Source organism: Micromonospora sp. NPDC006431 (genome assembly GCF_042870725.1).
Classification (GTDB): Bacteria; Actinomycetota; Actinomycetes; order Mycobacteriales; family Micromonosporaceae; genus Micromonospora.
The window spans coordinates 147883-168180 of record NZ_JBIAHQ010000004.1 but is presented as its reverse complement, the minus strand read 5'-3'; the positions used below and the strand labels follow the sequence as shown (position 1 = coordinate 168180).

The window sequence follows — 20298 nt, the reverse complement described above, 5'->3', positions numbered from 1 at the left end:
AGCGGAGGCATGTTTCCGACAGCTGGCCGGTCAGCGCCGCTCGCGCCGCCGCAGGCCACGGTCGGGATGCCAGCTCTCGATCAGCAGATGGTCCGGCGGGTCGCCGACCCGGGTCAGCACCACCTCGGTCAACTCGATCCGGAACCGGTGCGAACCGTCCTCGCCGGGCGGCTCCTCGTGCGCCCGCCCGGCGATCTTCGCGTCCCCGCCCCACGACGCCGGGTCGCCCTCCGGGGCGTCCTCGCTCGGGCAGTGCAGCGCCACGCGGGGATCGCGCCGCAGGTCGAGCGCCTTGACCGCGCCGGCCATGCTGCCCAGCCGGAGCTGACCGTCGTCGGAGAAGTCGAACTCGGTGCCGCTGATCCGCGGCGAGCCGTCCCGCCGCAGGGTCGCCATCGTGCCGTGCTTGCGGACGGTGAATCGGGCCCGCACGCGCGCTGCGAAGTCGGGTTCGGCTGCCACCAGGTCGGACCACCATGCCATGCGGGCCAGCGTGACAGGGAAATCTGACACCGTGCGGCGTATTTCCGGACTGCTCAGCGGATCTCGAAGCCCAGCGCCTGAGCCAGCAGGATCGCCTGCTCGGCGTCGACGATCGCCCCGGCCCGCTCCACGGCGGTGGGGTCGAGCGCGGTCAGGTCGCTGCCACGCAGGTCGGCCCGGACCAGCCGGGCGGCGTGCAGCTGGGCGCCGGAGAGGTCGACGCCGGCCACGGTCGCGCCGGTCAGGTCGGCGCCAGTCAGGTCCACCTCGCGCATGCGTACGTCGGTGAGCTGCACCCCGCGCAGGTCGGCGCCGGGCAGGGCGACGAAGGACCAGTCCCCGCCGTTGACCCGCAGCGGGCGCAGGTCGCACTGCTCGAAGCTGCTGCCGACCAGCTTGCAGCCGGTGAACTCGGCCTCGAAGAGGTTGCAGCGCTTGAAGGTGCAGCGGGTGAAGGCCGAGTCGGTGTGCCGGGAGGCGTTGAAGGCGACGTTGCCGAAGACGCACTCGGTGAACACGGCGCCCTGGCTGACCGCCTCGGTGAGGTCGACGTGGAAGAAGGAGCAGCGGACGAAGTGCCGGTCGGCCAACTCCTCGGCGTACCAGTCCTCGTGGCGGTAGGTGACGTCCTCTGTCGGCTCCGGCATGGGGCCAGGTTAGTGGTGGCCGCCGACACTTCCCGGTCGGCGTACCGGCCGGTAGGTTCGGCGGCGTGAGCGTCGCAGTGAGCATTGACCCGGCCCGTATCGGCTTCGACCCCGCCCGGCTGGCGCGGATCGACGAGCACTTCGGCAGGTACGTCGACGACGGCCGGCTCGCCGGCTGGCAGATCGTGGTGACCCGCCGGGGCGAGATCGCCCACTCCTCGACCTATGGGCTGCGCGACCGGGAGGCCGGCACGCCGGTCGAGGCGGACACCCTCTGGCGCATCTACTCGATGACCAAGCCGATCACCTCGGTGGCCGCGATGATGCTCTGGGAGGAGGGCCGGTTCGAGCTGAACGACCCGATCAGCCGTTGGCTGCCGGAGTTCGCCGACGTCCGGGTCTACGACAAAGGGTCGGTGCTCAAGCCGTACACGGTGCCGGCGGTCGAGCCGATCCGGGTCTGGCACCTGCTCACCCACACCGCCGGCCTGACGTACGGCTTCGCCCAGAGCACGGTGGTCGACGGCCTGTACCGGGCGGCGGGCTTCGACCTGGGCGTGCCGCCGGGTGCGGACCTGGCGGCGGCCTCGGCCGGGCTGGCCCGGCTGCCGCTGCTCTTCCAGCCCGGCACGAGCTGGAACTACGGCGTCTCCACCGACGTGCTGGGCCGGCTCGTCGAAGTGGTCTCCGGGCAGAGCCTGGAGGCGTTCTTCGCCGAGCGGATCCTGCGTCCGCTGGGCATGACCGACACCCGGTGGTGGGTCGACGAGGGGGACGCCAAACGGCTGGCCGCGCTGTACGCCCCGCACCCGGCCACCGGGCAGGCGACGCGGCACGACGGCATCGGCCAGGCCGCGCTGACCGAGCCGAGCTGGTTCTCCGGCGGCGGCGGGCTGGTCTCCACAGCCGCCGACTACCACCGGTTCACCCAGTTCCTGCTACGCGGGGGCGAACTCGACGGGGTACGCCTGCTGGGGCCGCGGACGGTGCGCTTCATGACCCGCAACCACCTGCCCCACGGCCGGGACCTGGCCTCGTTCGAGCCGGAGGGCTTCGCCGAGACGGTGCTCGACGGCATCGGCTTCGGCCTCGGCTTCGCCGTGGTGCTGGACCCGGTGCCCGTCCGGGTGCCGAGCAGCGTGGGCGAGTACTACTGGGGCGGGCTGGCCAGCACCGCGTTCTGGGTGGATCCGGTGGAGGAGATCACCGCGTTGCTGTTCACCCAGCTCATGCCGTCGAGCACGTACCCGCTGCGCACGCAGCTGCGCCAGCTGGTCTACTCCGCGCTGGTCGACTGACCCGGCTCGCCGCGCCCGGCCGGGATCGCCGTTACGGCACCGGCCGGGCGATCGGCTCCCTAGCCTGAGGGGCGAGGCACCTGGGGCGGGGAGGTGGTCAGCCATGAGCGAGCGCAGCGAGCGAATCATCGGGCGCAGTGCCGTGGAGCCTCATGCGGTCGCCGAGCGGAGCGAGGTGGCCGCATGAGCGAGCGCAGCGAGCGAATCATCGGGCGCAGTGCCGTGGAGCCTCATGCGTTCGCCGAGCGGAGCGAGGTGGCGGCATGAGCAACATCGTCGTGTTCGGCGCCGGTGGCACCGCAGGATCGCGGATCACCGACGAGGCGATGAACCGGGGGCACCGGGTCACCGCGGCGGTGCGCCGGCCGGAGGCGACCAGCTACCTGGCGCCCGGCGTACGCACGGTCACCGGCGACGCCACCTCGGCGCGCAGCGTGCGCGAGCTGGCCGAGGACGCGGACGTGTTCGTGGTGGCGATCGGCGGCGGCGAGCGGGAGCTGTGGCGGGAGGCGGCCCGGACACTGGTCGACACGCTCCGCGAGCTGCCGAGCCCGCCCCGGGTGATCCACGTCGGTGGCGGGGCGACGCTGCTGACGTCGAAGGGCACCCCGTACCTGAACGAGCCGGACTTCCCCGCGGAATACCGGGACGCGGCGCTGGGCCAGGCCGAGGCGCTGGCCATCTACCGCTCCGCGGACGACGGGGTGACCTGGACGTACATCTCCCCGCCGCCGCTGGAGTTCCACCCGGGCGAACGGACCGGGCACTACCGCACGGGCACCGACCACCCGGTGACGGACGCGCAGGGCCGGTCGGTGCTCACCTACGAAGACCTGGCGGTGGTCATCGTCGACGAGATCGAGCACCCGCGGTTCACCAACACGCGGTTCACCGCGGCCTACTGAGCGGGTCAGTCGGCCAGCCGGGCGGGGAAGCCGCCGGTGGCGATCGGGCCCCAGTGCTCGATGGTGATCCGGATCAGCGACTTGCCCTGCCGGACCATGGCCTCGCGGTACTCGTCCCAGTCCGGGTGGTCGCCGGAGATGCTGCGGAAGTACTCCACCAGCGGCTCCAGGGCCTCGGGCAGGTCGAGCACCTCGGCGGTGCCGTCCACCTGCACCCAGGGCCCGTTCCAATCGTCGGAGAGCACGCAGGCGGAGACCCGGGGGTCGCGGCGGATGTTGGCCACCTTCGCCCGTTCGGGGTAGGTGGAGATCACCAGCCGGCCCGCGGCGTCGACGCCGCAGGACACCGGGGAGGACTGCGGCCGGCCGTCGGCGCGGGTGGTCATCAGCAGGACCTTGTGCCGGGGGCGGAGGAACTCGATCAGGGCGTCTCGGTCGAGCCGGGTGTTGGTCGCGATGGTGCGTGCCATGCGTCGGTTCTACCAGTCCGCCGGGTCAGGGATTCGGCCCGGGCTCAGCGGGGGCGATTGGCAACCCGGCGTGGGGTGGCCTGGGCCGGCACCCGGGGCCGGGCGGTCGGCCGCCAGGCCCGGCCGTTGGCGTAGATCACCCGGAAGCCGAGGTACGCGGCGAGGGGCGCCCAGTGTGCCGAGCCCATCCGCAGCTCGGCGGCGTTGTGTCGCTGCCCGTTGGCCAGCACGTCGAGCAGCACGGTCTCGAACGCGGCCGACTCGACCCAGTCCACCTCGCGGGTGAAGCCGCAGACCAGGGCCGCCCCGGTGACGTCGAGGAATTCCCGCAGCGCGGCGTCGGAGGCGCGCAGCACCGAGCAGCTGCCGAAATAGAGGCGCCGCCCGTCGCAGCGGCCGGCCATCCGGTCGGCCACGTCGGCCAGTTCCACCGAGTCCCAGTCGGTGAGGCAGAGCCGGCTCGGTTCGCCGTGCATGGCGAAGAAGCCGACCCGGTAGTCGGCGTACTGCTTGAGCAGCCAGCGGTCGATGAAGTAGAAGAGCTCGTCGCGGGTGGCGGCGTCCTTGTGGATGAATCGGATCCGGCCCAGCCGTTCGAGCAGTTCGAGCGTGGGCAGGACGGAGCCGCGCTCGTTGAGGTCCCGGTGCCACTGCCCCTCGACGCAGAAGACGCCACCCCGCGCCAACGCCCACCTCCCCCGCCCGCGAAGGCCGCCCGGGAAACCGTCCCCGCCCCCCGGCGCAGACGTTACCGGCCGCAGGCCGCCCGGCGACATCACCATCGGCACGATTGGACAACCGTTTCCGTCCCCTCTGGCCCGGCACGTGTGTCGACCGCCGAAATGGGCGTTTCCGAGAATTAGTGCAATTTGCAGAAACAGCCTCTTGCCTGCGGTTATGAGCCTGATTCGGGTAAAAGGCTGCTGATGGGCTGAAACCGTGCCAGGGTGGATGAGCCAGGGACGTCCCGCCCGATGCCCTGATCGCACCCCAATCGCACTCCAATCAGGAGGAACCTGTGCGCGTCCTTACCTTGAAACGGATCGCCGTCGCCTTCGCGCTGGCCCTGCTCGGGGCCGCGATCGCCACGGTGGTCGCCGCGCCGCCGGCCCACGCCGACGGCTGCTACACCTGGAACCGCACCCTCGCCCAGGGGCGCTCCGGCGAGGACGTCCGCCAGCTGCAGATCCGGGTGGCCGGCTGGGCCGCATACCGGAACATCGTCCGCGTCAACGGCCGGTACGGTACCGAGACGGCCGCCGCGGTCCGGCGGTTCCAGTCGGCGTACGGGCTGCGCGCCGACGGCATCGCCGGCCCACAGACCTTCGCCAAGCTCTACGAGTTGCAGGACAACGACTGCACGCCGAAGCACTTCAGCTACACCGAGCTGGACAACGGCTGCGGCATCGGTGGCTGGACCGGCGGCCCGCTCTCCGCGAGCGCGACCCGGGCCAACGCGCTACGGCACATGTGGAAGCTGGAGGCGCTGCGCCACAGCCTCGGCGACCAGCCCCTCCACGTGAACAGCGGCTTCCGCAGCTTCACCTGCAACCGGCGCGTCGGCGGCGCGTCGGACAGCCAGCACCTCTACGGGACCGCGGCCGACCTGACCTCGCGCACCTCGTCGCTGTGCCGGATCGCCCGGGAGGCCCGCAGCCACGGCTTCAGCGGCATCTTCGGCCCCGGCTACCCGGGCCACAGCAACCATGTCCACGTGGACGCGCGCCGGGAGAACAACGCCGACAAGAGCGCGAACACGACCACCTGGTCCGCCGCACGCTGCGGGATCTGACCAGGGCGGAGTCGATGTCGACGGCGGCCCGACGCAGGGGTGGAGGAGCCCTGCGGCCGGGCCGCCGTCGACGTCGCCCCGGGTGCCATTCCGGCTCGGAGTGCGTGACGCCATGCCGCGGCCGGAGCGGTCGTCAATGCCGCCAGGCGCCGAGCAGTTCCTCCGGCGAGATGATCGACACACCGTCCATGGCTGCCTCGGACCGGGATACCGCCACCAGCGGGACATGCTCGTCCGCGCCGGGCAGCCGGGAGCGGTGCATGAGCAACCGGCCCAGGTCATGGGCGTCGACCTTCTCCCTTATCGCGCGGGCCGCCGGGGACCTGCCGCAGGCCTCCCTCAATCGCGCCCTGCGACTACTGGTCGCCAAGCGCATCGTCGAGGTGGCCACCCCGCTCTCCACCTCCGTTCGCCGGAGCCGATGGCCCGCAGTACCAGATCGGCTTGGGACTGCGGGGGGGGGGAAGTCGGCCGCCAGCGCCCGTTCGGCGCCGACCAACAGGGCCGAGGTGGGATCGCAATCCTCTCACCAGTGATACAACCAAAAATGATTGCAAGATGCCCGGCGAACGGGCCGGCGCCGCTCAGACCAGGCCGGCGTCGTGGACGAGCAGCGCCACCTGCACCCGGTTGTTCAGCTCGAGCTTGGTCAGCAGGCGCGACACGTACGCCTTCACGGTCGCCACGCTCATGAACAGCTCCGCCGCGATCTCGGCGTTGGTCCGGCCCTGCCCGAGCGCGACCGCGACCTCCCGCTCCCGCTCACTGAGCCCGTCCAGCAGCCGCCGTGCCCGGTCTCGCCGCGGGTCCGCGCCCACCTCGGCCGGCGCGGCGGCGGTCACGTGCCGGATGAGCTGGCGGGTCACCGTCGGCGACAGGGTCGCCTCCCCCGCCGCGACCCGGCGGATCGCCTGGACGATCTCGGCGGGTGGCGTGTCCTTGAGCAGGAAACCGGCGGCGCCGGCGCGCAGGGCCCGCAGCACCTGGTCGTCGGCGTCGAAGGTGGTCAGCACCAGCACCTCGGGCGGCCGGGGCAGCGCCCGCAGTGACTCCGTGGCGGTCAGCCCGTCCACCCGGGGCATCCGGATGTCCATCAGCACCACGTCCGGCGCGTACGCCTCGACGGCGGCCGACACCTCGGCGCCGTCGGTCGCCTCCCCGACCACCCGGACGTCCGGCACCCCGCCGAGGATCATCGACAGGCCGGCCCGGACCAGCGCGTCGTCGTCGACGATCAGCACCCGGACCGGTTCCGCGCCGGCGTTCACGCCGGCCACGGCAGCCAGGCGGCGAGCCGGAAGTCGCCCGAGTCGTCGCGCCCGTACTTCAGGCGGCCGCCGGCCAGGCTGACCCGCTCGGCGATGCCGACCAGGCCGGTCCCGGCACCCGGCAGCTCCGGACTCCTGGACCCGCCGACGGGCCAGCGGTTACGGATCTCGACAGTGAGCCCCCCGCCGGGCCCGCCGATCAGCTCCACCGTGACCGCGGCCCCGTCGGCGTGCTTGCGGGCGTTGGTCAGGCCCTCCTGCACGATCCGGTAGACACTGCGCCCGAGTGCCGCCGGCATTCGTTCCGCCGCGGTCACCCGATCGCGCAGATCGACCCGCATCCCGGCCGCCCGCGACTCCTCGACCAGAGCCGCGAGGTCCGCCAGCGTGGGCTGTGGACGTTCCGGAATCCGCTCCGCGCCGGTCTCCGCGCGGAGCACGCCGATCACCTCGCGCAGGTCCTGCAGGGCGGCGTGGGCGCTGCCCCGGATCACCCCGGCCGCCTTCGCCACCTCGTCCGGCGGTGCGTCCGGACGGAACTCCAGAGCGCCCGCGTGCAGGCTTAGCAGGGAGATCCGGTGGGCGAGCACATCGTGCATCTCGCGCGCGATCCGGGTGCGCTCCAGCTGTCGGGCCTGCGCCACCCGCAGCTGCTGCTCAGCCTCGGCCCGCTCGGCCCGCTCCCGCAACGACACGACCAGCTGCCGGCGGGCCCGCACGAACATCCCCCAGGCGAGCACGAGGAAGCTGAGCACCACGCCCCAGGCGGTGGCCGCCCAGTACGGCAGGGAGGGCTCGGGGCGCAGGTAGTTGAAGGCGAAGTTGGTGATCATGCCGGCGGCGGTGACCCCCAGCGCGACGGCCGCCCGGCGGTGCACCACCACGGTGAAGTAGATGATCAGCAGGGGGCCCGCGGCCGCCAACGAGAACAGGGTCAACGGCAGGGTCGCGACGGCCAGGCCCAGCGGCCACCGACGCCGCACCCAGAGCAGGGCGCAGCAGGCCAGCCCGAGCAGCGCGTCGGCCGTGATCATCCACGGCTGCGCCAGCGGCTCGGCCATCTCCGGATCGGGCGAGGCCGCATCGGCCGTGGCGAGCAGGACCCAGCCGAGGCCGAGCAGGAAGCACAGACTGTCGATGACCCAGTCCCGCGTGGTGCGTCGCGGTCGCGCTCCCGCCGCCGGATTCAAGGTCAGCGCCCCCGGCAGCAGCCAGGGGTGCTCGGGCACGGCGCTGCTGGTCACGCCCTCATGCTAGGCGGACCCCGGCGAGTCGGACCAGCGACCAAAGTCGACACCTGAGCGTCGACCTCGGTCGAGGCGGTGCCGACCGCCGGCCGCTGCGGGTGGCCGGGTGGCGCGGGCAGGCTCACCGGCATGATCGAGGTTGACCACCTGACCAAGCGCTACGGCCCGCACCCGGCCGTCGACGATGTCTCGTTCCGCTGCGAGCCGGGCACGGTGACCGGCTTCCTCGGCCCGAACGGCGCGGGCAAGTCCACCACCATGCGGATGATCTGCGGCCTGACCCCGCCGACCTCGGGCAGCGCCACCGTCGCCGGGCTGCCCTACCGGCAGTTGGGCAACCCCGGCCGGGAGGTCGGCGTCCTGCTCGACGCGTCCGCGCAGCACGTCGGGCGGACCGGTCGGGAGGTGCTGACCGTCGCCGCGAGCACGATGGGCGTGGACCGGCGGGAGGTCGCCGCGAAGCTCGACCTGGTCGGATTGACCGGGCCCGCGACGAAGCGCCGGGTCCGGGCCTACTCCCTGGGGATGCGGCAGCGGCTCGGCCTGGCGCTGGCCCTGCTGGGTGATCCCCGGGTGCTGATCCTCGACGAGCCGGCCAACGGTCTCGACCCGGAGGGCATCTTCTGGATGCGCGGCCTGCTGCGCGACTTCGCCGACCGGGGCGGCACCGTGCTGCTCTCCTCGCACCTGCTCCGCGAGGTGGAGGCGGTCGCCGACCGGCTGGTCGTGATCGGCAACGGTCGAGTGGTGGCCCAGGGCGGCAAGGACGAACTGCTCGCCGGCGCCGGCACCCTGGTCCGGGCCCGCGACCAGGGCGCGTTGCGCGTCGCGTTGGACCGGGCCGGGCTCGACGCCGACCAGGTCACCGACGGCCTGCTGGTGCGGGCCGAGGCCGAGGCGGTCGGGCAGGCCGCCGCCGACGCGGGCGTCGCCCTCAGCGAGTTGCGGCCGGCCAGCAGCTCCGGCCTCGAACAGCTCTTCCTCTCCCTCACCTCCGACACGCCGACCAGGGAGGACGCCCGATGACCACCACCACGCCCGCACCCGCCCCGCCCACCGTCACCCGCCGGGCCGACCGGCACCAGCCGTCGCTGGCCCGGCTGACCGGGGTGGAGCTGCGCAAGCTCGCCGACACCCGGGCCGGATACTGGCTGCTGATCACCATCGGCCTGGTCGCCGCCGGCATCGTCACCGTGCAGCTCTTCGTCCTCGGCGACGAGCAGCAGAACTTCGCCGACTTCTTCGTCCCGTCGCTGCTGCCGGTGGGGCTGCTGCTGCCGGTGCTGGGCATTCTGTCGATCACCGCCGAGTGGTCGCAGCGGACCGCGCTGACCACGTTCACCCTGGTGCCCAGGCGGGAGCGGGTGGTTTTCGCGAAGCTCGCCGCGATGGTGCTGGCCGCGCTGGGGTCGGTGCTGGTCAGCCTGGCCGTGGCCGCCGTCGCCACGCTGCTCGCCCGGGCCACCGGCGGAGCGGGCGCCTGGTCGTTCGACGGGTCCATGCTCCTGCACGCGGCCGTGCTGCAGGTCGTCAGCGTGCTGATGGGCGCGGGGTTCGGGTTGCTGCTGCTCAACACGCCGCTGGCGATCGTCACCTACCTGCTGCTGCCCACCCTCTGGTCGATCCTCGGCGGGATGATCTCGGCGCTGCGCGGGCCCGCCCGCTGGCTGGACACCGGGGTGACGATGGAGCCGCTGCTCGGACCCGACGTCACCGCGGGGCAGTGGGCACGCCTGGCCGTGTCGCTGCTGGTGTGGATGGTCCTACCGCTGGCCGCCGGGCTGGCCCGGACGCTACGGCGGGAGGTGTCCTGACCATGACCACGCGGGGGTACGGCGACACGGTGGTCAGCGGCGGCGCCGCGGAACTGGTGCTGATGTGGGCCGGGTTCCCGCTGCTCGGGGCCGGGCTGGGCGCGGCGCTCACGGCCGCGTCCGGCTGGCTGGCCGGCCTGCCCTGGTTCCCGTTCCAGGGCTGGTTCAAGCTGCTGGCCCGGCTGCCCGACGAGCGGGCGTACGTCGGGGGCGCGGCGGCACTGGCGCTGGTCGGGCTGATCGTCGCCTACCTCGGCACCCGGGAGCGGTTGACCGTGACGGTGGGCCGGTCCGGGGTGCGGCTGCACCGCGACGGCCACGGCCGGGACCTCGCCCGGGCCGGGGTCGCGGGGGTCTTCCTGGACGGGAAAACGCTGGTGCTGCTCGACGCCGAGGGTGGGGAACTGGCCCGGGAGAAGTCCGACCTGGACCAGGGCCGGCTGCGTGCCGCGTTCACCGGGCAGGGCTGGCCCTGGCTGGAGCAGGACCCGCACCGGGCGGCGTACCGGCGCTGGGTGCAGGGGCTGCCGGGGCTGCCGGCCGGGGCGGACGCGCTGCTGCGGGCCCGGCAGCGGGCGGTCGAGGCCGACCGTGGCGGCGAGGTGCGGGAGCTGCGCGAAGAGCTGGGACGGCTCGGGGTGGTGGTCCGCGACGACGGGAAGCGGCAGTACTGGCGGCTGGTGCCGGGCCAGCCCGACCGGGACGGCGACCGCCGCTAGCGGGTGGCCGGTGACCGCCGACGGCGACGGGCCCGCGCCGACGTGCGGCGCGGGCCCGAAGGGGTACGGAACTTACTTCGCGTTGCCGGTGTTGGTCACCCGGAACGTGTAGTCCGCGTCCAGGTAGGTGAGGTCACCGGTCGGCAGGTTGGAGATCAGGACGGCGAAGTCGTCCTGCTTGCCGTTGGCGCACTTCGTCTTCAGGCCGCTGGCGGTGAACTGGTCGCCGGTGGTCCGGTAGACCCAGTTGCCCGCGCCGTCGGTGGTCTCCCCCGGCGAGGTGACGCCCGGGGTGAGGTCGCAGTGGCTGACCACCTGGACCGTCCAGTTGTTGTCCTGCACGCCGCTGGTGGCGAACCAGTTGCCCGCCGCCGAGGTGAGGTTCGCATTGGCGCCGTTGACCCGAACGTCGTCGACGAACCAGCCGGTGTCCATGTACGCGGCGTCGGTGGAGTACCGGAACCGCACGTCCGTCGCGCCGGCCGGCAGGTCGGCGGTCAGGTGCAGGTAGGCCGGGTCGTCCACGAAGTACCGGCCGCCGGAGGTGCCGGTCAGGCCGTTGCCCTCCTCGTTGTTGCCGTGCGGGTCGTCGTTGGTGGTGACGACCTGACCGGCGTCGTTGCGCACCGGCACTGTCACCCAGTTGCCGTTGACCAGGGCCTCGACGAAGCCGTAGTCCCAGCCCTCCTCGATGAAGTACCAGCTCCAGAAGTCCAGCGAGGTCACGCCGCCGGAGGTGTCGACGTCGAGGATGTTGTCGTCCTGGCTCTCGTACCCGGCGTACCAGTGGGTCGTGCCGGTGTGCGGTGCGATCACCGTCTCGTCGTCGCCGTCGAAGGCCAGCGCCACGGTCGGGCCGGGGTTGCGGAACCGCTCGACGGACATGCCGAACGGCACGGCGGTGGTGTCGGGGCGGTTCTTCAGCCGCGCCCACTTGGACTCCGGAGTGGCGCCCTGGTAGTGGCCCCGGCCGCCCCAGAAGACGTCGTCGGCGATGTCGATGGTCCAGGAGGTGTCCGCCGGGTCGCCGAAGTCGAACGCCTTGATGTCGTAGATCGGCGACTTCTCGTCGTCCAGGTAGACCGCCACCGACCAGTCGCGGAACAGGTCGGCCGCGCTGCGCAGGTGCGCGCCGGTCGCCGCGTTGAAGCTGTCGATGGCGTTCTGCACGCCGGCCATGCCGTCGGCCTGCTCCTCGAAGATCTTCTTGATGAGCAGGTCACCGGCCTTGCCGTCGTACTGCTTGTCCGGCGTGTAGGTGCCGTCGCCGTTGCCGCCGGCCTGCTCCCAGAGGTACTGGAAGTAGGTGAAGGAGGCGCCGTAGTTGGCCAGGGTGCTGCCCCACCGGGTCAGCGAGGTCTCCTCGTAGAAGACCTGCTGGTTGCTCAGGTGCGAGCCGCCGGCGTCCAGCCCGTTGAGGAAGATGGCGAAGTCGGCCAGGCCCTCGTCGACCCAGGACAGCTCGCCCGGGTCGCTGTAGTTGTGCAGCAGGTGCTGCAGCTCGTGCGCGACGGTGCCCTCGTACAGCTCGGGGCGGTCGTTGGCCGGGTTGTTGTCGCGCCACGGCGAGTCGTTCGGGCCGACCCGGTTGGCCCAGTCCAAGGCGTCGACCACGATGACGTTCATGCCGTTGGTCTGGATGAAGTCCGGCGCGAAGTAGCCGGCGGTGTACGAGGTCTGCGCGCAGTCGTAGTACGCGTCGTCCTGGATGTTGTAGAGCAGCATGACCAGGGAGTCGCTGGCCGGCTCGTCCGGGTCGGCCGCGTCCATCGGGCCGAAGTGCTCCTCGTCCACCGCGACGATCTGGTTGGCGAGCTTGTCGCCGACGTAGTTGATCTGCGCCTGGGTGAGGGTGAACTGCGCCGCCGTGGCGGTGGCGCAGGGGGTGAACCCGTCGCCCGGGTTGTGGTCGAACTGCGGGTCGAGGCTGGCCACGCCGGCCGGCGCGGTGCCGTCGAGCGGGGTGCCCTTCGGGACGTAGATGTAGACCGGGGTGCCGTCGGGCGTGGTGTTGGCGTACACCCGGGTGAAGTCCTGGTTGTAGGTGCCGCCCGCCGCGCTGTCGTTGATCGGCAACGTGATGGTCGGCTCGCCGGGAAGGTTCTCGTGATCGTTGGCCTGGGCCGGGGCCGAGACCGTGAAGGCGAGCGCGGTGGCGCCCGCCACCGCGGCCGCGATCCGGCTCGGTCGTCTCATTCGCACGCGGATGCCTCCTGCCGGTGAGGCGGTGATCAGCTTTGGCCACCGCCGTCGGGGTACAGGTTCAACCACCCCAGAGGTCGATACTGCGCGCAGCAGTTGTTGACCAGGGGATGTTGGCTTCAGGCAACCACTTGCGACAGTGCGCTGCGAAGCGGCGGCAGGTCACAAGTACGACACGATCGGGCGACCCGTTCCGTCATACGGACGATTGGCGCGAACCATCCGTACGCCCTCCAGGTCGATCGACGGCCGGTTCGGCCAGGAGCCGGCCGATGCCGAGCGGCACCGAAGCGGGCCGGGTCGACGGGGCTCGGTGCGTCCGCCGGGTCGCCGGCACCGCCCGGAGCGGGTCGGGCGGTGGCGAAAACAGACCCCGCGATCGCGTGATGTGTGGCTGGCCGACCCGGCCGGACGATCAGCGGCATGACCACGGTCCAGCAACTGCGGCCCACCGGACGGGCCGCAATCCCCGCCCGGCCCCGCGTCGCGCCCCTGCTGGGGCCGGGCTTCGTCGCCGCCATCGCCTACATCGATCCCGGCAATGTGGCCACGAACCTGACCGCCGGGGCCACCTCCGGGTACCTGCTGGTCTGGGTGGTGGTGGCAGCGAGCCTGGTGGCGGTGCTGGTGCAGTTCCAGGCGGCCAAGCTCGGCGCGGCGACCGGGAAGAGCCTGCCGCAGCTCAGCCGGGAGCGGTTTCCCCGCTGGGCGAGCCGAGCCCTGTGGGTGCAGGCCGAGGTGGTCGTCCTCGCCACCGACGTGGCCGAGTTCGTCGGGGCGGCCATCGGCATGCGGCTGCTGTTCGGCATGCCGGTCGGCCTCGCGGCGGTGGTGACCGGCGTCCTTTCCCTGCTGATGCTGGAGCTGCGGCGGCGTGGCCGGACCCGCCGCCTCGAGCTGGTCAGCGCCGCCGCGCTACTGACGGTCGGGGCCGGCTTCCTCTACAACCTGTACGCGGTGGGCCACCAGTCGGCCACCGCTGCCCTGCACGGCCTGACCCCCCGCCTGGACGGCACGGAGTCGGTGCTGCTGGCGATGGGCATCGTCGGCGCGACCGTGATGCCGCACGCCGTCTACCTGCACTCTGCGATCGTCCGTACCGGCGGCCGACCCGCCGAGGCGGCGCGACGCTCGCCGGCCCTCATCCGGCGCGCCCTACGGATCGACTGCGGCGCGGCGCTCGGGCTGGCCACCGTCGTGAACGTCTCGATGATCGCACTCGGCGCCGGCCTGCACGAGGCGAGCGGTGGCGGGTGGACCGGTGACATCGTCGCCGCCCACAGCGAGCTGCTGACCAGGGTGGGCGGGGGTGCCGCGCTGCTGTTCAGCATCGCCCTGCTCGCCTCGGGTCTGTCGTCCAGCGGGGTCGGCACCCTCGCCGGTGACGTGGTGATGGACGGCTTCCTGGCCCGCCGCATCCCGGTACGGCTGCGCCGCCTGCTCACCATCACGCCCGCCGTGCTCGCCCTGCTGTTCGGGGCGCCGCTGACCGGACTGCTGATCGCCAGCCAGGTGGTGCTCTCCCTCGGCGTACCAGTCGCGCTCTTGCTTCTCGTCTGGTTCTGCCGGGACCGGGCCCTGATGGGGTCGCTGGTCAACGCCCCGCTGACCACCCGCGTGGCCGCCACCGCCGGGGCCGCGGTGGCCGCGGTCGGCTGCGCGCTCCCGCTGCTGCTCCTCGCCTGACCATTGCCCGGAGGACCGATGACCACCCGGAACCCGCTCGCCACCCGGCCCGCCGCCAGGCCCGGTGCGGCGGCAGCGCCGCTGGCCGCCCTGCGGCTCAAGCTCGGGGTGCTGCTGCTCTCCGCCGCCGGGCTGGGCGCCGGGGTCTCGCCGTGGGCGGCCGCCGCCGTCGCGCTCACCTGCCTCGGCATCCCCGTCGCCGTGGCGCTCCGACACGAGCCGGCCGCCGCCCGTGCCCTGCTCTGGCTGCCGGCGCCCCGACACGTCCCGCACCAATGAACCGATCGAAGGAGTTGACCACCATGGCACAGGACACCGCACCACAGCCGGTACGCGCGGATGGCGGCAGGCCGGACACCGGTCCGCGCAACGTGATGCTCGACCGGCAGAACCCCGACCTGCTCGTCCCGCCGCCGACCGACCACGGCACCGTGCCCAACCTGCGCTTCTCCTTCTCCAACGCGCACACCCGAATCGAGCAGGGCGGCTGGGCCCGCGAGGTCACCCAGCGGGAGCTGCCGATCGCCACCGAGCTGGCCGGCGTCGACATGGCCCTCGAACCCGGGGCGTACCGGGAGCTGCACTGGCACAAGCAGGCCGAGTGGGCGTACGTGATCAACGGCAGCTGCCGGATCGGCGCGGTCGACCACGAGGGCCGCAACTTCCTGGAGGACGTGCAGCAGGGTGACCTGTGGTTCTTTTCGAAGGGCGTGCCGCACCACATCCAGGCGCTCGCCGACGGGGTGGAGTTCCTCCTGGTCTTCGACGACGGGCTGTTCTCGGAGAACGACACGTTCCTGATGAGCGACTTCTTCGCGCACGTGCCGAAGAGCGTCGTGGCCAAGAACTTCGGCTGGTCGGTCGACCAGTTGGACGCCCTGCCGGAGCGGGAGAAGTACATCTTCCAGGGCGAGCTTCCCCCACCGCTGACCGAGGACCGGGTGGTGAGCCCGGCCGGTGACGTGCCACGCAGCTTCAAGCACCGGCTGCGCGCCCAGGCGCCGCACCGCTTCCCCGGCGGCTCGGTCCGGATCGCGGACACCACCAACTTCGCGGCGTCGACCGACATCTCCGCGGCCCTCGTGGAGATCGATCCGGGTGGCCTCCGCGAGCTGCACTGGCACCCCACGGACGACGAGTGGCAGTACTACATCTCCGGGCAGGGCCGGATGGGTGTGTTCGCCAGTACCGGCGTCGCCCGGACGTTCGACTTCCGGGCCGGCGACGTGGGGTATGTGCCGTTCGCCTACGGGCACTACATCGAGAACCTCGGCGACGAGCCACTGGTGTTCCTGGAAATGTTCCGCAACCCCCGTTTCCAGGACATCTCCCTCGCCCAGTGGATGGCCAACACGCCCGCCGAGGTCATCTCGGACACCATCAACCTGCCCCGCGAGATGATCGAGGCGCTGCCGAAGGAGAAGCGTCCGGTGGTCCGCTGAGCCGCGCGGGGACGGCCGCGACCGGGTCCGCCCCTGCGGGCGGCTCCCGGCCGTCCCACAGCCGGGCCAGTTGCAGCCGGCTGCGGATGCCGAGCTTGGCGTAGATGGCGCGCAGGTGCGTGTCGACGGTGTGGAACGACAGGTACAGCCGGCCGGCCACCTGCTGCTTGGTGGCCCCGGCCGCCAGCAGTTCCGCGATCCCGGCCTCCCGGGCGGTCAGCGCGGCCAGGCCGTGCTCAGGGGCCCCGGGGGCGGGGCGGCGACGGGTCCGGTCGAGTCGGTGCAGCCACCGCTCGGCGCGCGCCTGGTCGCCCACCGCGCCCGTGCGGCCGTACCGGGCCGCCGCCTCCTCGCCGGCGGCGCGGGCCTCCGCCAGCCGGACCCGGGGCGAGCGGGCGAGGTCGAGGAGGGCGTCCGCGAGCGCCGGCCCGGCGCCGGTGGTCCGTAACGCCCGCACCGCGGCCCGCAGCGTCTCCGGGTCGCGGCGGACCAGGGCGTCCGCGTGACCGGCAAGGCCACGCCAGAGCGGCACCGGGGTCCGGTCGGCCACCTGCGTGAGGTGGCCGGCGGCCGTCCGCGCCCGCTGCAGGTCGCCGAGCAGCAGCAGGGCCCGGACGAGGCGGGGACCGTGCTGGGCGACCAGCAGCACCGGACGGGCCGACCGGGCCAGGTCTTCGGCGGCGGTGCGGACCAGCGCGGGGTGGCGCAGCGGGTCGGGGTCGGCGGCGGCCGCGCAGCGCAGCGGCGCGTACGGCACGTTGTCGGGCCAGGGCCGGTCAGGGTGCGCGCGGTCGATCAGCGTCCGGGCGGCCTCCGGGCGGCCGAGGCGGTACGCGACCTCGGCGCGGACCGCGAGCAGCGTGGCGCGTGCCTCGTCGGTGAGCGGGCCGGCCGGTCGGTCCAGCGTGAGCCGGGCCTGCGCGTCGGCCTCCGGGAGTTCCCCGACGCCGAGCAACCGCAGGCAGGACAGCGCCGCCAGGGTCGGCCTGGCCGCCGCGGGGAGGTCGGCGTACGCCGTGTCCAGCGCGACCGCCGCGTCCTCGTACGCGCCGAGCGCGAGCTGGACGGTGATCCGCTCGGTCCGGACGGCCGCGGCTTCCCCGCGTACCGCCGGCCGGCTCGGATCGACGGTGGCGAGGAGGCCTCGGGCGGTGTGGACGGCACCGAGGGAGATCGCCCGGGCGGCCCGGGCGAGGACGAGCCGTACGCCCGCCGGGGGCGACGGATGGGCGGCCTGCGCTCGGCCCGCCTCGCCGAGCAGACCGTCGGCGTCCGGATGGCCGACCAGGCACGCGATCGACGCCTCGGTGGCGAGCAGCCAACCGCGGTGTTCCGGACCGGACGGGTGCCCGCTGCGGGCCCGGCGAAGCTGGTCGAGGGCGATGGAGGGGCGGTGGGCCGCATGTCCGGCCCCGAGCCGGCCGAGCAGCAGGGCCCGCTCCGTGCCGCCGGCCCGGTCGGCCGCGAGTTCGGCGGAGAGCAGGTCGAGCGCCTCGGTGGACCGTCCCGCGAGGACGAGCAGGTCGGATGCCGCGAGCAGCCATCTGGTCCGGGTCCGGGCGTCGGCCCGGGTCAGTGCGGCGAGCAGCAGGTCCGCCCCGGTCGACGGGTCGACCGGGGCGGCGGTGGCGAGCTGGTCGACCAGTTCAGGGTCCGCCTCACCGGTCGCCCGCACGGCCGACAGCAGGTGGTCGGCGGCGCGGGACGGGTCGCTGTCGGCGAGCAGCCGCGCGGCCCGCCGGTGCAGGTCGCCTAGGAGTGATCGGGGCAGTCCGCCCAGCAGCCGGTCGCGTACCGCCGCTGCGACGGTCAGCCCGCCCCGGTCGTCGGTGAGCACGCCACGGGCGGTGAGGGCCACCACCGCGTCGGCGACCTCGGGGGCGGGCAGCCCGGTCAGCCGCTGGACGTAGCCCAGCCGGCACGGGCCCGACGCGACCGCGACAGCCCTGGTCACCGACCGTTCGGCGGCGGTCGACGGTGGATCGTCGTGGTGCGGGCCGCCCGCTTCCGGTGGTTCAGCCACGGCACCGAATCAACCACGGCTGCCGGGCCGGGGCGGGAGTTCTAGGTGAAAGCCGCTCGGAACGGTGACGCCCGGGGAGGTAGCACGGGATTCCGGCCCGCCCGTTACCGTTCCGGTCGGGGAGGTGCAGGTGTACGTCGTATCGGTGATCAACTACAAGGGCGGGGTGGGTAAGACCACCATGACCGCCAACCTCGGGGCCGAACTGGCCAACCGGGGGATGAAGGTACTGCTGATCGACCTCGATCCGCAGGCCAGCCTGACGTTCAGTTTCTACGAGCCGGACGACTGGCGGGACCGGCTGCGCGACGAGCGGACGGTCAAGCGCTGGTACGACGGACTGCGCGGGGACACCCCGGCGGTGGCCCTCGGGGAGCTGGTGGTTTCGCCCGGCCCGGCGAACGCCCAGCTGAAGGGTGCGGGGCGGCTCGACCTGATCGCGTCCCACCTCCAGCTGGTCGACATCGACCTGGCCCTGGCCCGGGGCGTCGCCGACGGCGACGAGTACGACGCCGAGCTGTTCCGGGTCCGCGGTTCGCTCGACCAGGGGCTGCACGACCCGGCGCTGGACCCGTACGACCTGGTGCTCATCGACTGCCCGCCGAACTTCAACGTGGTCACCCAGTCGGCCATCATCGCCAGCGACCACCTGCTCATCCCGGCGAAGGCCGACTACCTGTCCACCCTCGGCATCGACTACCTGCACGGCAATGTCCGCGAGCTGGTCGACCGGTACAACGCGGACTCCCGCCGATTCGCCAAGATCCGGCGTCACCACAAGGTCGCCCCGGACATCGCGGGCGTGGTGTTCACGATGATCCAGCTGATGGCGCAGCAGCCGCTCGCCGCGCACCAGGGCTACATGGACCAGGTACGCGCGCTGGGCGTGCCGGTGTTCCCCACCGCGCTGCGGGAGAACGTGACCCTGTTCGCCACGAACACGCCACGCGGGGTGCCGGTGGTGCTGCGGGACCGGGTCACCGCGCCGGCGGTCCGCGAGGAGCTGCGTCAGATCACCACCGAGTTCCTGGCCCACCTCCAGCCCGCCTCGGCGGCAGCGCCCTCCTCCCCCGCCGCCAACGGCGCGGCGGCAACCCCCGCCGTCCCCGTCACCAGCGGCGCGACGGGGGCAGACGCATGAGCGACCCGACCCTCGCCGTGCTGGCCCGGGTGGCCGCGTTCCTCGGCGGTCTGTCCGCGGCGGAGGTGGCCGACCTGGCCGCGGGACGCGCCCGGCTCGCGCTGCTCCCGGCCGCCGCCGGACGGGCGGCGCCACCGGGCGGCGCGCCGGGCGGGAAAATCCAGGACGTGGAGCGGGCCCAGGCCGCGCTCGCGGCGATGTCCCGGCGCGAGGACGGTACGGCGTACCTGGGGTCGTGGACGACCCGGGAACTGCGGGCACTGGCCGCCCGGGCAGGGCTGCGCGGGGTGGCCGGGCTGCGCAAGGGTGAGCTGGTCGAGCGGATCGTCGAGCGCACCATCGGCTTCCGGCTCAACTCCACCGCCATCCGCCAGCGCTGAGCCGCGACGTCGCGGCGCAGCGGTCCGGGAGGAGGAGTGTATTCCGCCGCCGCCGGCTGAGCTGCCCGGCACATACCTCGTGAGTCGCTGTCGACCTGATGTCGCAGACGATTCACACCACGCGGGTCGACGTGGCCAGCCGGGCGGCGCCGAGGGCCCTAGGCTGGGCGGGAACGAGGTCGCAGGCGAGGGGACCCAGGATGGCCGACGGCAGCAACCGCTACGCCGCCCTGCTGCGGGGCGTCAACGTCGGCAGCACCCGGCTCGCCATGGCGGACCTGCGTCGCCTGGTCGCCGACCTCGGCCACGAGGACGTGAAGACGTACCTGCAGAGCGGCAACGTGGTCTTCACCAGCCCACCGACGAAGGACGAGATCCTGGCCGAGGGCATCGAGCGCAAGCTCGCTGACGAGCTCGGGTTGCGGGTGCCGGTGCTGGTCCGCGACGGCGGCGAGTTGGCGGCGGTCGCCGACGCCAGCCCGTACGCGGGGAAGCAGGACGACCCGACCCGGGTGCTGGTGGCCTTCCTGTCGGCCAAGCCCACCGCGGCGAAGGTCAAGGACCTGACCGTGCCGGCCGGCGAGAACATCGAGTACGCGATGATCGGCCGCGAGTTGCACCTGCACTTCCCGGACGGCGGCTACGGGCGGACGAAGTTCACCAACGCGTACCTGGAAAAGAAGTTGGGGGTGGTGGCGACGACCCGCAACTGGAAGTCGGTGCTGGCCCTGCGCGACCTGACCGGGGGCTGAGCGGCGGGGCCGCCGGGCCCCGCCGCGGC

General features: G+C 72.9%; 21 protein-coding genes. 12 read left to right on the top strand and 9 right to left on the bottom strand.

Features of this window, described 5'->3' with window-relative positions:
- Window positions 1-30 precede the first annotated feature (30 nt).
- Together ACFYM6_RS09865 and ACFYM6_RS09860 are read right to left on the bottom strand one after the other, a co-directional pair.
- Window positions 31-483, bottom strand: coding sequence for a pyridoxamine 5'-phosphate oxidase family protein (locus ACFYM6_RS09865; protein ID WP_073832328.1), 453 nt, complete (start codon window positions 481-483; stop codon window positions 31-33).
- A 53-nt stretch (window positions 484-536) separates the two neighbouring features.
- Window positions 537-1130, bottom strand: coding sequence for a pentapeptide repeat-containing protein (locus ACFYM6_RS09860; RefSeq protein ID WP_387274026.1), 594 nt, complete (start codon window positions 1128-1130; stop codon window positions 537-539).
- 65 nt (window positions 1131-1195) lie between these two features.
- On the opposite strand from ACFYM6_RS09860, the gene ACFYM6_RS09855 reads away from it, so the two are divergent.
- Together ACFYM6_RS09855 and ACFYM6_RS09850 are read left to right on the top strand one after the other, a co-directional pair.
- Window positions 1196-2428 carry a serine hydrolase domain-containing protein gene (locus ACFYM6_RS09855; RefSeq protein ID WP_387274024.1) on the top strand — a complete coding sequence of 411 codons (1233 nt, stop codon included), beginning with the start codon at window positions 1196-1198 and terminating at the stop codon, window positions 2426-2428.
- A 263-nt stretch (window positions 2429-2691) separates the two neighbouring features.
- Complete coding sequence (locus ACFYM6_RS09850) at window positions 2692-3333, top strand: NAD(P)-dependent oxidoreductase (RefSeq protein ID WP_387274022.1); 642 nt, start codon at window positions 2692-2694, stop codon at window positions 3331-3333.
- 5 nt (window positions 3334-3338) lie between these two features.
- On the opposite strand, the gene ACFYM6_RS09845 is transcribed toward ACFYM6_RS09850, so the two are convergent.
- Entirely contained in the window at window positions 3339-3803 is a 465-nt protein-coding gene (locus ACFYM6_RS09845; protein ID WP_387274020.1) for a PPOX class F420-dependent oxidoreductase, read from the bottom strand.
- Window positions 3804-3847: 44 nt separating this feature from the next.
- Entirely contained in the window at window positions 3848-4489 is a 642-nt protein-coding gene (locus tag ACFYM6_RS09840; RefSeq protein WP_387274018.1) for a DUF6642 family protein, read from the bottom strand.
- Window positions 4490-4821: 332 nt separating this feature from the next.
- Here ACFYM6_RS09840 and ACFYM6_RS09835 point away from each other — a divergent pair, with 332 nt between their 5' ends.
- The gene (locus ACFYM6_RS09835; RefSeq protein ID WP_387274016.1) at window positions 4822-5595 is read left to right on the top strand and encodes a D-Ala-D-Ala carboxypeptidase family metallohydrolase; all 774 of its coding nucleotides are present in this window, start codon (window positions 4822-4824) and stop codon (window positions 5593-5595) included.
- Window positions 5596-5728: 133 nt separating this feature from the next.
- Here ACFYM6_RS09835 and ACFYM6_RS09830 read toward each other — a convergent pair whose 3' ends face one another.
- The 3 genes from ACFYM6_RS09830 to ACFYM6_RS09820 form a co-directional block, all read right to left on the bottom strand.
- Window positions 5729-5938, bottom strand: coding sequence for a hypothetical protein (locus ACFYM6_RS09830; RefSeq protein WP_387274014.1), 210 nt, complete (start codon window positions 5936-5938; stop codon window positions 5729-5731).
- A gap of 241 nt (window positions 5939-6179) precedes the next feature.
- Window positions 6180-6881: a response regulator gene (locus tag ACFYM6_RS09825; protein ID WP_387274548.1), complete on the bottom strand. Its 702-nt coding sequence runs from the start codon at window positions 6879-6881 to the stop codon at window positions 6180-6182.
- Window positions 6860-8107: a sensor histidine kinase gene (locus tag ACFYM6_RS09820; RefSeq protein ID WP_387274012.1), complete on the bottom strand. Its 1248-nt coding sequence runs from the start codon at window positions 8105-8107 to the stop codon at window positions 6860-6862. The genes ACFYM6_RS09825 and ACFYM6_RS09820 overlap by 22 nt, the downstream gene beginning before the upstream one ends.
- 132 nt (window positions 8108-8239) lie before the next feature.
- On the opposite strand from ACFYM6_RS09820, the gene ACFYM6_RS09815 reads away from it, so the two are divergent.
- From ACFYM6_RS09815 to ACFYM6_RS09805, 3 genes are read left to right on the top strand one after another with little or no spacing between them, the layout of a single operon-like run.
- A complete protein-coding gene (locus tag ACFYM6_RS09815) occupies window positions 8240-9136 on the top strand; it encodes an ABC transporter ATP-binding protein (protein ID WP_387274010.1) in 897 nt (298 codons plus the stop codon).
- On the top strand, window positions 9133-9924 hold the full coding sequence (locus ACFYM6_RS09810; RefSeq protein ID WP_387274008.1) for an ABC transporter permease: 792 nt from the start codon (window positions 9133-9135) through the stop codon (window positions 9922-9924). The genes ACFYM6_RS09815 and ACFYM6_RS09810 overlap by 4 nt, the downstream gene beginning before the upstream one ends.
- 2 nt (window positions 9925-9926) lie before the next feature.
- Window positions 9927-10643 carry a hypothetical protein gene (locus ACFYM6_RS09805; RefSeq protein ID WP_387274006.1) on the top strand — a complete coding sequence of 239 codons (717 nt, stop codon included), beginning with the start codon at window positions 9927-9929 and terminating at the stop codon, window positions 10641-10643.
- Window positions 10644-10715: 72 nt separating this feature from the next.
- Here ACFYM6_RS09805 and ACFYM6_RS09800 read toward each other — a convergent pair whose 3' ends face one another.
- Window positions 10716-12839: a hypothetical protein gene (locus ACFYM6_RS09800; RefSeq protein ID WP_387274547.1), complete on the bottom strand. Its 2124-nt coding sequence runs from the start codon at window positions 12837-12839 to the stop codon at window positions 10716-10718.
- 429 nt (window positions 12840-13268) lie between these two features.
- Between ACFYM6_RS09800 and ACFYM6_RS09795 the strand changes: the two genes are divergently transcribed.
- From ACFYM6_RS09795 to ACFYM6_RS09785, 3 genes are read left to right on the top strand one after another with little or no spacing between them, the layout of a single operon-like run.
- Complete coding sequence (locus ACFYM6_RS09795) at window positions 13269-14531, top strand: Nramp family divalent metal transporter (protein ID WP_387274004.1); 1263 nt, start codon at window positions 13269-13271, stop codon at window positions 14529-14531.
- An 18-nt stretch (window positions 14532-14549) separates the two neighbouring features.
- The gene (locus ACFYM6_RS09790; RefSeq protein WP_387274002.1) at window positions 14550-14810 is read left to right on the top strand and encodes a hypothetical protein; all 261 of its coding nucleotides are present in this window, start codon (window positions 14550-14552) and stop codon (window positions 14808-14810) included.
- A gap of 23 nt (window positions 14811-14833) precedes the next feature.
- Window positions 14834-15973 carry an oxalate decarboxylase family bicupin gene (locus ACFYM6_RS09785; RefSeq protein ID WP_387274001.1) on the top strand — a complete coding sequence of 380 codons (1140 nt, stop codon included), beginning with the start codon at window positions 14834-14836 and terminating at the stop codon, window positions 15971-15973.
- On the opposite strand, the gene ACFYM6_RS09780 is transcribed toward ACFYM6_RS09785, so the two are convergent.
- Window positions 15912-17996, bottom strand: coding sequence for a LuxR C-terminal-related transcriptional regulator (locus ACFYM6_RS09780; protein WP_387273999.1), 2085 nt, complete (start codon window positions 17994-17996; stop codon window positions 15912-15914). The two genes, ACFYM6_RS09785 and ACFYM6_RS09780, sit on opposite strands and share 62 nt — an antisense overlap.
- Window positions 17997-18126: 130 nt before the next feature.
- On the opposite strand from ACFYM6_RS09780, the gene ACFYM6_RS09775 reads away from it, so the two are divergent.
- The 3 genes from ACFYM6_RS09775 (at window position 18127) to ACFYM6_RS09765 (ending at window position 20269) form a co-directional block, all read left to right on the top strand.
- Window positions 18127-19137: a ParA family protein gene (locus tag ACFYM6_RS09775; protein ID WP_387273997.1), complete on the top strand. Its 1011-nt coding sequence runs from the start codon at window positions 18127-18129 to the stop codon at window positions 19135-19137.
- A complete protein-coding gene (locus tag ACFYM6_RS09770) occupies window positions 19134-19517 on the top strand; it encodes a Rho termination factor N-terminal domain-containing protein (RefSeq protein WP_387273995.1) in 384 nt (127 codons plus the stop codon). The genes ACFYM6_RS09775 and ACFYM6_RS09770 overlap by 4 nt, the downstream gene beginning before the upstream one ends.
- Window positions 19518-19717: 200 nt before the next feature.
- Window positions 19718-20269, top strand: coding sequence for a DUF1697 domain-containing protein (locus tag ACFYM6_RS09765; protein WP_387273993.1), 552 nt, complete (start codon window positions 19718-19720; stop codon window positions 20267-20269).
- The last annotated feature ends 29 nt before the right edge of the window (window positions 20270-20298 follow it).